Origin of the sequence: Legionella genomosp. 1 (assembly GCF_900640215.1) — a bacterium.
Classification (GTDB): Bacteria; Pseudomonadota; Gammaproteobacteria; order Legionellales; family Legionellaceae; genus Legionella_C; species Legionella_C quinlivanii_A.
The window spans coordinates 145079-157822 of record NZ_CAAAJH010000006.1 but is presented as its reverse complement, the minus strand read 5'-3'; the positions used below and the strand labels follow the sequence as shown (position 1 = coordinate 157822).

Genomic DNA, 12744 nt, shown 5'->3' with positions numbered 1-12744 from the left:
GGCGTTGTTGCATAAATGAAGATAGATGCATACATAACCGTCTTTGCGAGCGTTAGCGAAGCAATCCAGTTCCTGATTTTGCTCAAGATTCAATCTGGATTGCTTCACTGCGTTCGCAAAGACGACGGGTTTTCTATTGATGCAACAATGCCGGATTTGGAGAGGCTTGCATGTTCTTAGCTCAAATAATGGTCCCTGATTGTGTCAATGTTGATTCAAGTTCTAAAAGTAAAGCAGCCGTATTACAAAAGATTAGCCAGATATTAAGCGACTGTTTTCCTGAGTTAAATCGTGAGGATCTTTTCAGTGCTTACTGGAAGCGAGAAAGCATGGGTAGTACCGCAATTGGCCAGGGTATCGCCATCCCCCATGTGCGGGTTAAGGATTTAAATCAGGCTAGAGCCTGTTTCATCCGCCTGCTGCATCCTGTTGATTTCTGTGCTGAAGACCGGCAGCTAACGGATTTAATTATTGGATTAGCTGTTCCTGAAAATCAAAGCGAGCGTCATCTGAAATTATTGCGCGATATCATCGTTCAGTTTACCGACCCGGAATTTACTGGAATATGCCGCGAGCTGACTTGTGAAAAAGAGCTTTTTAATCGGCTAATGGAAGCACCAAATAATCCCCGGATAAAAATTAATAACCGATTCACTGCAGATGAGAGTTTATGATAAAAACCACAGTAAAAATTATTAATAAGCTCGGTTTACATGCCAGAGCCTCGGCCAAATTTGTTGCCCTGGCTGCACGTTATCAGAGCCAGATCGATGTGACTTTCAACAAAAAGACCGTCAATGGTAAAAGCATTATGGGCGTGATGATGCTGGCGGGTGGAGTGGGTAGTGAACTGGAGATGGTGATTGAAGGCCCTGATGAAGTGGAAATGGAAAAAGCATTAGTCGCGTTGATCAATAATCGATTTGGAGAGCCAGAATAAGAGTGAATGGCTCTTAGTCCGGTTCAAAAACACGATAGCCTACTTGTCACTGCCATTAAATTAAGCTCAATTTTTCTATTAAACTGTCCTCCCCGCGAAGGCGGGGATCCGTCTCTGAGATAAACTATAATGCCAATTGAGGAATGGATTCCCGCCTGCGCGGGAAGGACAAAGTTCCTTAACATAATGGCAGTGAGCCTATCTGTAAGCCACAGCCAGGCCGGCTAACTCATTCTGCCGGGGGCTGTTTTTCAAATCGCCGCTTTTTATGCAGTGATACAAGAAGCTGAAGCGGTCCTGATAGTGCGTAAAGAACAAACCCAATAAATAAAACGACTGAGGGATTGGCAGCAATTGCCACAAATAATATAACCGTTATCAGCAGATATAAAAAAGGAACTTTGCCTTTGAAATCAATTTCTTTAAAACTATGATAACGAATATTGCTGACCATCAGTACTGCGGTGACCACTGTAATAGCAGCAGTTAAAATGACAATGGAAAGATGATTAAACTCATTTTGAAAACAAAGCCATACGAAAGAAGATACAATTGCCGCCGCGGGCGGACAGGCCAGGCCTTGAAAATAACGCTTATCGGCTACCTCAACCTGGGTGTTAAAACGGGCTAATCGCAAAGCGACTGCGGCTGTGTACACAAAAGCAACCAACCAGCCAATTTTACCCAGCCTATCCAACCCCCAGCTGTAAACCAGCAATGAAGGGGCTACTCCAAAAGTAACCATATCCGATAAACTGTCGTATTGAGCGCCAAATGCGGTTTGCGTGTTGGTCAAACGAGCAATACGGCCATCCAGGCCATCAGCGAGCATGCCAATAAAAATAGCAATGACGGCGGTCTCATATTGGTTCTTTAATGAGGCGACAATTGAATAAAAGGCTGCGAACAAACTGGCTGTTGTAAAAAGATTGGGAAGTAAATAGATCCCGGAATGACTCTCTTTGGGGTTCACTGCTAATACCTGCTATAAAAATTGGATTATCCTAGCATAATTGGCAAGTGTCTCGCCATGATTATCCTTTTCTTATAAATTTGTTATAATCAGTGGTTAGCGTTTATTCGTTAATGCTCTTGAGTGATAAAGACTGAATCAGGCCAGAACAATGGCGCTGATTTAGAATTCCACATTTTTCTGGCAGAGTAGTTTTGCGAGTCGTGGTTTTTTCAATATGATGCTATAATAGGCATACTGTTTTGTTTATGCGTTTGAAATGTCTGATTCTGATGATAAGAAAATTGTAATTGAAGGAGTAACTCAGCAGGGCAAAACCTTTCGTCCCAGCGATTGGGCTGAGCGCATGAGCGGTACCTTAGCCAGTTTTAAAAATCGTCGAATTCGATACTCTCCCTTATTACAGCCCAGTGTTAATGCAGAAGGCTATAAATGCGTTTTACTTGATCCCAAACTTAAAGAAACCAGCCCGCAGGTCTACCAGGCCATTATGGATTTCGCCAAAGAAAATGATTTGAAAATCTGTAAGGAAGGGGATTAGCATCAGGCTGGCTTTTTGGCTGCCCTGCTAAACATAGCGGAATGTGAGTGCCAGGGAGGTTAACTGGTTGACAATCCAGCCCATGAAGGCAATGGTATTATCAAAATTCATGGCAAACACACCTCCAGCCAGAAAAGCAAGGCCTTTGGGGCCATCCTGCACTCCCGGCTCACTGGCATGAGTGAGCAGTACAGCTCCGCGAACAAACCAGATCAATCCCGCGGTTCTTATGACTAAGTCCATTGAGCTATAGATATTTGTGGGATTATAATTAGCGTATTGCAAAATATTTCCAACCCCAAAAGCCGTGTTTGATAAGGAAGCCACTGCTGAGGGAAGAAAAAGCAAAGCGGCTCCGCCGACTATATAGGCGATGGGTCCAAACATTTTTTCCTGTGAGGATGAATTGGCGCGATAATCTCCAATTTTTCGCAGTTTGGCAATCGCGGTCATGAAAAATAAAATGCCCAATATATAGGCCAATCCGGAAATCAGGGACTGTACAGGAAAGAGGGATCGACTTAAATTGCCGATCATTTGAATTAAATCTGCACTATTCATGGTTTAATTATATACTTTTTTAAAAAGAGATCTCTTGCAAATACAGTTTTTTTACTATATTAAGTTTTTTTTAATCGGGTAATCCAATAATGCCAGTCAAAACTATTTCTGCCAAACTAGCTGATGCTTTCATGTTATCCTCAAAAGTAAAGCATTTTATATTTGAACTCCAGGAGAATCCGCCTTTTACTTACTTGCCAGGTCAATTCATTAGTATTCATTTCGACCGGGATGGCAAACAATTAAAACGAAGCTATAGTATCGCCAATGTTCCATTGTGTGACAATCGTATTGAGTTTGCGGCAGGTTTTGTAGAAAATGGCCCAGGAACCGCATTTTTATTTAATCTGCAGCCAGGGGACGTGATTCAGATTAGTGGTCCCTTTGGAAGACTGACGCTAAAGGATGAGCCGCCGAAGCGGTATTTGCTGGTGGCGACCAGTACCGGAGTCACTCCATACCGGGCAATGCTGCCTGAATTAAAGCGTCGTATGGAAATGAACCCCGATCTCAAACTGGTTATTTTGTTTGGAGGACAAACCCGCAGCGATGTACTTTATGAAAATGAGTTTCTGGAGTTAGCCAAGGCGTTTCCGCAGCAGGTCATTTTCAGAGCGCAGTTAAGCCGTGAGCCCAGCGGATCTTTAATTGAGCATCAGTGCAGCGGCTATGTACAGCACGCGTTTACCGAATTAAGTCTGAATCCAGAAGAAGATATAGTTTATTTATGTGGAAATCCGGGTATGATCGACGAGTCTTTTGAACTGTTAAAATCCAAAGGATTTGCTACCCAACAGGTTATACGCGAAAAGTATATTTCACGGTAACTCAAAAACCGGATTGCAGCTCCGATTGATGCAAAGCTGAACAAATCCTGAAATAAGAAACAATGAGGAGAAGAAGTGACTATGAATTATGATGAGTTGGTAACAACAATGGATCAGCTTTTACAAGATGGCAAGGGTATTCTGGCCGCCGACGAAAGCAGCGGCACAATCGGCAAACGTTTTGAAACCATCAATGTGGAAAATACAGAAGAGAATCGACGTGACTATCGTTTATTGCTGGCAAACACAGAAGGTTTGGAGCAGTACATCAATGGCGTGATTTTATTTGAAGAAACATTTGAACACCGCGACCAGAATGGAACGTCTGTTGCTGAATTATTCGCTGCCAAAGGTATTGTACCTGGCATTAAAGTGGACAAGGGATTGATTACATTACCCAACACCAACGATGAAAAAGTCACTCAGGGACTTGACGGTCTGGCTGAGCGTCTGGCTCATTTCAAGAAATTGGGTGCGCGCTTTGCTAAATGGCGTAATGTGTATTCAATTAGCGATTGCACCCCCAGTTTAACCGCAATTAAGGCTGGGGCCGAAATGCTGGCTCGTTATGCTTCTATCTGTCAGGCAACGGGTATTGTACCTATTGTTGAGCCTGAAGTATTAATGGATGGAGATCACGATATCGAGCATTGCGCCCAGGCGACCGAAATGGTTCTGCACGAACTCTTCCATTCACTGTTTATTCATCAGGTGGAGCTTGAAAACATTGTTCTGAAGCCAAGTATGATTACGAGCGGCAAAAAACATAATCCATTTTCTACTCCTGAAGAAGTAGCTGATTACACTATCAGCGTATTTCGTAACATGGTTCCCGCAGCGGTTCCAACAATCAATTTCCTCTCTGGCGGTCAAAGTCCGGAGCAGGCTACTGCCAATTTGAATGCGATTAACTGCACAGGTTATCAGCCTTGGGTATTGAGCTTCTCCTATGGCAGAGCTTTACAGGAAGACTGTCTGCAAGCATGGAAAGGGAAAGCGGAGAATGTTGAGAAAGCACAGGCTGCTTTATTGAAACGTGCGAAATTAAACAGTATGGCTTGCTTCGGTGAATATACTGGAGATATGGAGTAAGTTTGGAAGAGGGGCTTGGTCACTGCCATTAAGCTGGAGTAGTGTAGGTTGGGCCAAGGCCTCAACCTACAGTGTCTGACTCTTTCTGAAGGGTTTGAAATTTTAAAGATGCAGAAAAAAATCGGGCCAGAAGGCCCGATTTAATTTTTAATCGGTTAATTATTCGCGATGAGTTTGAATTTTTTCTTTATGTTTGATGAGTTGGCGGTTGAGTTTGTCGACTAAAACATCAATGGCTGCATACATATCTTCAGATTCGGCTCGAGCATGAATCTCGGCTTTGGCAACTAAAATAGTCGCCTCAGCAATTTTTACCAGCTTTTCAATATCGAAAACTACATGGATTGCCGTTATTTTATCAAAATGACGCTCAAGCTTATTGAATTTACCTTTAGTAAAGTCTCTTAAAGCAGGGGTGACATCAACATTATGGCCTGTAAAATTAATTTCCATAATATTTCTCCTTCTTTGATTACAACTACATTATGAAATACTTTTTCTTTCATTGGAAGGGGGGATCCCCATTGCCTCCCGATATTTTGCTACGGTACGGCGGGCAACCTGAATCCCCTGCTGTGCAATAAGGTCTGCAATTTTACTGTCGCTCAGCGGTTTTTTTCTATTTTCTGCGGCGATGAGTTTCTTTATTACTGCACGGATAGCCGTTGATGAGCACTCACCCCCCGTAGAAGTGGCGACATGGCTTGAGAAAAAATACTTAAGTTCAAATACGCCGCGCGGGGTATGCATAAATTTTTGCGTAGTCACTCTGGAAATAGTGGACTCATGCATATCAAGAGCCTGAGCGACATCATTAAGGATCAATGGCTTCATCGCTTCATCACCATGTTCGAAGAAATCCATCTGATAATCCACAATGCAATTTGCTACTTTTAATAAGGTTTCCTGCCTGCTTTGAATGCTTTTTAAAAACCAGCGGGCTTCCTGAAGATTATTCTTCAGAAATTGATTGTCAGGGCTATTATCTGCTCTTTGAATCAATGAAGCGTATTGATTATTAATCGATAAACGCGGCAGAGTACTTTGATTTAGTAATACCTGCCATCGGCCATCTATTTTTTTAACAATCACATCCGGAATAATATATTCGGTAATTTCTTCCTGAATCACTGTGCCAGGTTTGGGATTAAGCTTTTGGATAATCTGCAGGGCACGATTTAACTGTTCTTCACTGGTCTGATAATTTTTAATTAGCTGCCGGTAATTATGCTGACCCAGTAATTCGATACTGTTTCGTATAATTTCCTTGGCGAGCTCGACATCACTATTATCACTGGGTAGTTGTTCAAGTTGTACCGAAAGGGTTTCAGAAAGATTGATTGATGCACAGCCTACTGGATCGAAATGCTGCAAGCGATGCCGCACCGCTTCAATTTCATCCATTTCGAGTGGATGGCTTTCGCTATCCAGGCTGGTATGGAGTTCGGTCAGGCTTTGTGTTAAAAAACCATCGTTATCAATGGCATCAATAATTGCAGTGGCAATTACGCGATCCACATCACTCATAGGCGTCAGTTCGAGCTGCCAGCGTAAATGATCCTGCAGATTAGTGGTGGTGCAATGCAGATTATCGTAATTAAGATCATTATCTTCAAACAAACTACGTTTTCCGCTATTGGAGTACAGTTGCGACCATTGGAAGTCGGCAAACTCATCGGGGATTTGGTGATCTGCTTCTGAAGAATCATCCTTATCCTCATTGGGGCTTGCCTCAAGCATGGGATTGGATTCAACCGCCTGTTGTATTTCCTGTTGTAAATCCAGGGTGGATAACTGAAGCAGGCGTATTGCCTGTTGTAACTGTGGGGTCAATGTCAGCTGCTGACTAATACTGAGCTGCAACGATGGTTTCATTCAAATCCTCTTTGTTTACCCGCTTTATACTAGTAAGTTTAACTGATTCACTTGGATTATCCAGTAGGGGATTAGACAAGAATCAAAACTTTTTATATTGAATGGGTTTAATTGCAAAAGAACGAGCAGATAATATTTGGTGAGTTTAAACGAGATGAAAAAAAAGCCTCGAGTGGAGGCTTTTCTTTATTTGATTTTTGCTTCTTTGTAAGGTACGTGCTTACGAGCGACGGGATCAAATTTATTGAACTCCAGTTTTTCCGGAGTAGTAGTTGGGTTTTTTCTGGTAGTATAGAAATGCCCTGTTCCAGCGGTGGACACTAATTTTAATGTGATCCTGGTTTTTTTAGCCATTTTGAAATTCCTCAGTCAGTTAAACTTTTTCGCCTTCGGCTCTAAGTTTGTCAACAATTGCTTTAATACCCAGTTTGTCTATAGTACGAAGACCTTTAGTGCTGACTCTGAGTGTAACAAAACGTTGTTCTTCTTCAAACCAGAAACGACGTCGTTTAATATTAGGCAGGAAACGTCTGCGGGTTTTATTATTGGCATGCGAAACATTGTTACCAGTGATTGGTCGCTTGCCAGTTACCTGACATACTCTTGACATATTGTTGCTCCAAAGGTTCTGTAGATTTACATCTAGCTGGGCTTGAATTAAAGGCTTAAGCCACAAATCAGCCGGGGATAATACAAGAGCGCTTTTATAGCAAAAAATGTCAAATTATGCAATCAAAAAGTGCTTTGTAGACCAAAGATAGTGGATAATACCCTTTTTTCTGGTGCTGGTCGAGACTCTCGCTTTTTTGTTATACTCCTCCCCTTTTATTGTATCGCAGGTTTTATGAAACGTACTATTAAAAGCTATGTGCTGAGAGCCGGGCGCATCAGTAACAGGCAGCAATTCGCTCTGGATAATTTACTGGCGCATTATGAGGTGCCTTTTACTGGCACTTTCTGGAATTGGTCAGAGCTGTTTAAACGGGATGCACAAACCGTAGTTGAAATTGGCTTTGGGATGGGAGCCTCCTTGCTGGCTATGGCCGAGGCACATCCAGAACAGAATTTTCTTGGTATTGAAGTGCATCGAGCAGGAGTAGGAAGTCTTATCGCGGATCTTCATGAAAAAAATATAGAGAATGTTCGTATTGTAGTCCATGATGCGGTCGAGATTTTCACAAAGCAGATTCCGCCTGAAAGTCTCGCGGGAGTGCAGATTTTTTTTCCTGATCCCTGGCCTAAAAAACGCCATCATAAGCGGCGTTTAATTCAGCCTGAACTAATAAAGACTCTGGCTGCTGCCATTAAGCAGGGTGGATTTATTCATTGTGCTACCGATTGGGAAGAGTATGCCGAACAAATGCTGGAGGTTCTTTCAAACGAGAATGCCCTAATCAATAAAATGAGCGATGGAGGCTATTCGCCAAGACCTGAAACCCGACCGGTTACCAAATTTGAAAAACGGGGACAGGGTTTAGGCCATGGTGTTTGGGATCTTATTTTTATTAAAAAATAAAAAGGCGGGACGGGAAAAACCATTCTGGCCTGTTGTCTTTGCGAACAAAGTGAAGCAATCCAGATCGAACCTTGAACAAAGTGAAGGATCTGGATTGCTTCGCTAATGCTCGCAAAGACGGTTTTTTTGATTTATGCAGCCCCCCGGGCAATTCGCATCAAGTAGCAGATTAGGCTGTTATTTATCGATCTTATGCCTCTACAGAGGCATAGATTGTTCCGGGGAGCTTAAAGCTGGTTCGAGTGATACCGCTTTGGATATTTGTTGATTAAAAAAGCAGCGCGAATCACTGAAAAACGCCTCTGTTTTGAGCCTTACAGACTGAGCAAACAGATCCACAATCGCCTGGTGCCCTAAAATCTCTGCAATATCTTTGGGGAGCAACTTTATTTTTCCTTCACTATCCGGGGATTGTGCAGTAATTAAGCTTTCCATTTTTTGAATTGCGCTCACGCCTTTATCTGCAATACTTTGTCTCAGTTGAGCTGGAGTTGCACGAAAGGCAATTGTTGAGTCTACAGGTATGTCCAGTAAAAGCTTCACTATTTCAGGAAAATTCTGTTGGCAGGCCATAAAAAGCGGGGTTATTCCATCCGTAGTGGATACATCAAAATTTGCTTTGTGAGCAATCAGGGCTTTAACTGTTTCCCTATGACCTTCAAATGCAGCAACCATGGCTGGAGTGGCGCCATTGTGGGCTATCTGGTCTAAATTGGCGCCTTCTTCGGCCAAGATGTCGACCATCTCTGAAAAACCCAGCTGCGCTGCCAGAAATATCGGGAACATCTTAGAGCTGCTGGCTGCGTTTAAATCAGCTTTCTGAGCACTCAATTCCTTAATCATCGCCCTGTCTTCCTGCAGAACTGCAATCAGGCAAGGTGTAAGGCCCTCTATGTTTTCCTGATTTAAATCAGCTCCATGAGATCCAAGTTCTCTGATTACAGCAGGATGTTTATTTTTGACCGCTATGATAGCCGGAGTGTCACCATTATCTCTTGGCTGATTTAAATTGGCTTTCTTATCGGCCAGCAGTCTGACAATCTGGTCATGGCCATTTTGTGCAGCAACATAAACTGCGCTTGCCTCACTATTATTTGCTGCATTTAAATCCACATCGTTGAGTCCGATTAAGTGCTGCACAATTTCCTGATGGCCTTTCTGGGCGGCAATTATTAAACAGGTCGCTCCCTTGGTAGTTCGCTGATTTGGGCTGGCCCCATGCTTGGTTAATGATACAACGGTATCGGTAAAGCCCATTTGGGCGGCCGCAAACAATGGAAAGGCATTTTCTTCATTTGTTGTTTTATCCAGATCCGCTTTTGAGCCCAGGATGTCGATGATGACGGTTAGTCCTTGTTTAGCGGCAATATATGCAGGTGTTTCTCCCCTATGGTTAGGCAGATTGACATCGGCCTCTTTACTGATTAATTCACTCAGAATTTCAGGGGAAGCATTTTGGGCGGCCATGCAGGCTGGCGTCATTCCTTTGAATCCCTGAAAGTTAAGATTGATTGATTGAGGCAACTTACTGATAAGTGCCTTATCGTCAGATGCTGCGGCAATCCAGGCCAGGTTTGCATACTCATCATGCCGTTGAGCTATTTCTTCGTTAATTACATGTGAGTTTTTAAATAGCTCCAGTTTTTTCTGCAAATCCGGGTTTTCATGAGCAAAAGCAGTTCGGATGGCACGAGCATTAAAGGCGATAAAGGGACTGTTATTTCTGTAGGCCGTATTAATAAAATTGGCCAGTATCGCCGGATCTCTGACTACTGTATTATCTGTCGGAAAGTCCTGATTAATGTTACGATAACTCCATCCCTGATTAGGCTTATAGATGAGGCCTATAGCATGATGCGCATTATGTAAAAGCAGGGCCACTGGCGCATTCAATTTTTCAGCATGCTCCTCCTTGAAGTCCAGTAAATCATTGAGTTCTGTAAGATAGCTTTCGATTTCTTCAGGATTTAGCACAAAAGATGCGGAGTATAAGTCCTTAAGTCCACCTTGCTCCTGAATAGCCCCAGTAGAGATGGCTGAGGAAACTGTTTCCCAATGCCGTTGAAGCACTGGAAAGCCTGTTTTAAATAATTCTGAAAAGCTACTGGGATTATGAAAAATACAGATACGGCGTACAGTTTGATAGATCTCAAGAAGTTCCTGCTCTTTTTCAGAAAGCAACTCTGCATTATCGCTTTTGAGTTTGGCATTTTTAATTTCTGAGGCGAGAATCTCTGGAGAGGAGGAGGCAATTTCTGCGATGTATTTTTCAAAACGCTGTTCTTCTGCATCACCGGAAAGGCAAGCCTCTATCCACTGGATGGTAAAGCCATGACAAAGGCCTTCGGCGTTGTTATAAAGGCCCAGTTCCATTGCAAGTTTAAGCAGATTGGGATGTGCTATTGCCATAGGATTTCCAAAAATAAGATACTATAGCATTTGTTTATTAATAGATCATTAAGTGCATTATGAAATCGACATCAGGGATTAAGAGAAGCAATTTCGAGAGTCTTCATCAAACTGTGTCATGCCATGTCAGATTAGCGAGATCTCTCACTGTGTTCAAGATGACGGCGTTCCTGTAAATAACGACTTGAGAAATTTTTTGTTAATTAGTAAAGAATTTTTGAACTTGGACTTCAGCCTGTGTAATATGCTCTTTTAAATGGCTCCGACTTCTAATAACTAAGAGGATGATTGAAAATGATTGATTTCAAGGTACTGGATAATGTACTGAAAGACGGCGAATTGTCGAAATTTTTAAGTTATTTGAAATCCATTAATGCCGATGAGGAGAGAGATTACCTAGAGTCATCAGAAGACGGGGAAATATCAAAAGAAGAGCTGGGATTTTTGGCTCAGCAAAAGTATGAAATTACAGGCGTTGGCAATTTCACTCTCCTTAACTATCTCATTTTAAAACATGATGCGAATGAGCTGAATTTAATACCTCATATAAGCTATATATTGCCTCATGATAATTTCATTAGCGGCAAACCAGTTCATTTTGCGCTGCGTCAGAAGAAGCTTGATCTGATTCCGCCTCTGTTAGGCCACTTTATGCCTCTTAAAGAAAAAGCCGAGGAACAAATCTGGGGTTCCAAAGATGCGCGTTTTCGGGTTCTTGTTGAAGAGCACGACGATGAGGCGCCTGTGGGGCTGATGCGTCTGATCGATTCTACAGACGAGAATGGTTTTACTCTGCTTGCACGGGCAGTACAGACAAGAGATGCAGAGAGCCTTAAGGCGGTATTGCTAAGAAAACCGAGACTGGATGAACCGACCGCATTCCGTGTTGCGCAAAAAAGCAAAGTTTTGAATTCTGCTCTTCATCAAGCAGTAAGGGACGATTGGGCTGAAGGGGTCAGGATGCTGATTGAAAGCGGAGCAAACCCTGAAATTTATTACAATCCCACCACCCGGATCACTCCTTTTGTTATAGCCATCCGTTACGCAAAAATTGATGCCCTAAAAGTATTGCTTAAAGGACAATCAATTACCGATAGAGATAAATCGAGCGCAGATAAAGAGAAATTGCTTGCAGATAAAGTGAACGCTCCAATTTGCGATCCCACAGGTAATACGCAGGATCGTCCAATCAACGTGCTTTGTCAGCATCTGAGCAATGAAAAGGATAAAAATAAAATAAAATCTCTGCTGGCAGGCATCGCAATGCTGATATGCCGCGGGTCAACTGTTCCGGAAAGTAAAAATCATCGCAATTTGCTTACCCAATACCGGGAACAGCTTGCCAGTGAAATTGCAAGTTATGCCGAGAATAGCTATAAGCGTTCAAGATTTATTATCCTGCAATTACACGCCAAGAACACCTGGCATAAAATTTTCTACCCGGAATCCGGCTTTTTCTCTCATTTAGCGGGTAATCCAGGTAAAGTCACTGAGAAAATGGAAAATCTGGTATTGGAAGCCACTCTTAAATATCGTAAGAAAGAGGCTGAAGGAAAGATTTCAGACAAGAAAAAAGAAAGACATTATAGTAGTGATGAAATTAAACTGGCGGTTTTTACCCGTTTATTTTATAAAAATCGCAATGAAGCTTGCTGCGGCGGGAATCCCTGGGCAGCTGGCTTCTGGAATCTGGGGGAAGGCCGGTTTAACAGTTGGGATGAAGTAAGATTATATGCGACATCCGATAAAGGTGCAGGTACCCGTACAAGTACTATATATAACCTCATTGAAAGCAATAAAAGTAGTGTTCACAACAAATCGGCATTAGCTTTGGATAACAAGCTGGAAGCACTTCTCGACGAGATTGCCCAGCAGGAAGAGGAAAAGGCGCAAGAACGATTTATGGTCTAGATTCTTACCCACAGGTTGAACTGGTATGCGGGTGAAGCTTCGCATACCAGTTTTGAAAATTGAATAAATCCTGTTCCAGAGTTTGGTACAGAGGCTTGC

General features: G+C 42.6%; 14 protein-coding genes. 7 read left to right on the top strand and 7 right to left on the bottom strand.

Annotation, left to right across the window (positions count from 1 at the left end; all coding sequences use genetic code 11):
* Positions 1–170: 170 nt before the first annotated feature.
* Positions 171–674 carry a PTS sugar transporter subunit IIA gene (locus tag E1O89_RS08140; protein ID WP_133139737.1) on the top strand — a complete coding sequence of 168 codons (504 nt, stop codon included), beginning with the start codon at positions 171–173 and terminating at the stop codon, positions 672–674.
* Positions 671–940: an HPr family phosphocarrier protein gene (locus tag E1O89_RS08135; protein ID WP_133139736.1), complete on the top strand. Its 270-nt coding sequence runs from the start codon at positions 671–673 to the stop codon at positions 938–940. Before E1O89_RS08140 ends, E1O89_RS08135 begins: the two co-directional genes overlap by 4 nt.
* A 229-nt stretch (positions 941–1169) precedes the next feature.
* Here E1O89_RS08135 and pssA read toward each other — a convergent pair whose 3' ends face one another.
* Complete coding sequence (gene pssA / locus E1O89_RS08130; protein ID WP_133139735.1) at positions 1170–1913, bottom strand: CDP-diacylglycerol--serine O-phosphatidyltransferase; 744 nt, start codon at positions 1911–1913, stop codon at positions 1170–1172.
* A 259-nt stretch (positions 1914–2172) separates the two neighbouring features.
* On the opposite strand from pssA, the gene E1O89_RS08125 reads away from it, so the two are divergent.
* Positions 2173–2454 (top strand): DUF3579 domain-containing protein, encoded by a 282-nt coding sequence (locus E1O89_RS08125; protein WP_058508414.1) that lies wholly within the window; start codon positions 2173–2175, stop codon positions 2452–2454.
* Between the two features lie 27 nt (positions 2455–2481).
* Here the strand turns inward: E1O89_RS08125 and E1O89_RS08120 are convergent, their stop codons facing one another.
* Positions 2482–3015: a type IV secretion protein IcmC gene (locus E1O89_RS08120; protein ID WP_133139734.1), complete on the bottom strand. Its 534-nt coding sequence runs from the start codon at positions 3013–3015 to the stop codon at positions 2482–2484.
* A gap of 89 nt (positions 3016–3104) precedes the next feature.
* On the opposite strand from E1O89_RS08120, the gene E1O89_RS08115 reads away from it, so the two are divergent.
* Positions 3105–3842, top strand: coding sequence for a ferredoxin--NADP reductase (locus E1O89_RS08115; RefSeq protein ID WP_133139733.1), 738 nt, complete (start codon positions 3105–3107; stop codon positions 3840–3842).
* 81 nt (positions 3843–3923) lie between these two features.
* A complete protein-coding gene (locus E1O89_RS08110) occupies positions 3924–4934 on the top strand; it encodes a class I fructose-bisphosphate aldolase (protein WP_112220396.1) in 1011 nt (336 codons plus the stop codon).
* 159 nt (positions 4935–5093) lie between these two features.
* Here E1O89_RS08110 and hpf read toward each other — a convergent pair whose 3' ends face one another.
* The 4 genes from hpf to rpmB all read right to left on the bottom strand — a co-directional run bounded on the left by hpf (position 5094) and on the right by rpmB (position 7419).
* Entirely contained in the window at positions 5094–5387 is a 294-nt protein-coding gene (hpf, locus tag E1O89_RS08105; RefSeq protein WP_058508410.1) for a ribosome hibernation-promoting factor, HPF/YfiA family, read from the bottom strand.
* Between the two features lie 30 nt (positions 5388–5417).
* Entirely contained in the window at positions 5418–6809 is a 1392-nt protein-coding gene (locus E1O89_RS08100; RefSeq protein ID WP_133139732.1) for an RNA polymerase factor sigma-54, read from the bottom strand.
* A 186-nt stretch (positions 6810–6995) separates the two neighbouring features.
* Positions 6996–7163, bottom strand: a complete 168-nt coding sequence (gene rpmG / locus E1O89_RS08095) for a 50S ribosomal protein L33 (RefSeq protein ID WP_058508408.1) — start codon at positions 7161–7163, stop codon at positions 6996–6998.
* Positions 7164–7182: 19 nt separating this feature from the next.
* Positions 7183–7419, bottom strand: coding sequence for a 50S ribosomal protein L28 (gene rpmB, locus E1O89_RS08090; protein ID WP_058508407.1), 237 nt, complete (start codon positions 7417–7419; stop codon positions 7183–7185).
* Positions 7420–7653: 234 nt separating this feature from the next.
* Between rpmB and trmB the strand changes: the two genes are divergently transcribed.
* A complete protein-coding gene (gene trmB / locus E1O89_RS08085; protein ID WP_133139731.1) occupies positions 7654–8325 on the top strand; it encodes a tRNA (guanosine(46)-N7)-methyltransferase TrmB in 672 nt (223 codons plus the stop codon).
* A gap of 198 nt (positions 8326–8523) precedes the next feature.
* Here trmB and E1O89_RS08080 read toward each other — a convergent pair whose 3' ends face one another.
* Complete coding sequence (locus E1O89_RS08080; protein WP_133139730.1) at positions 8524–10734, bottom strand: ankyrin repeat domain-containing protein; 2211 nt, start codon at positions 10732–10734, stop codon at positions 8524–8526.
* Between the two features lie 294 nt (positions 10735–11028).
* Here E1O89_RS08080 and E1O89_RS08075 point away from each other — a divergent pair, with 294 nt between their 5' ends.
* On the top strand, positions 11029–12645 hold the full coding sequence (locus E1O89_RS08075) for an ankyrin repeat domain-containing protein (protein WP_133139729.1): 1617 nt from the start codon (positions 11029–11031) through the stop codon (positions 12643–12645).
* Positions 12646–12744: the final 99 nt, after the last annotated feature.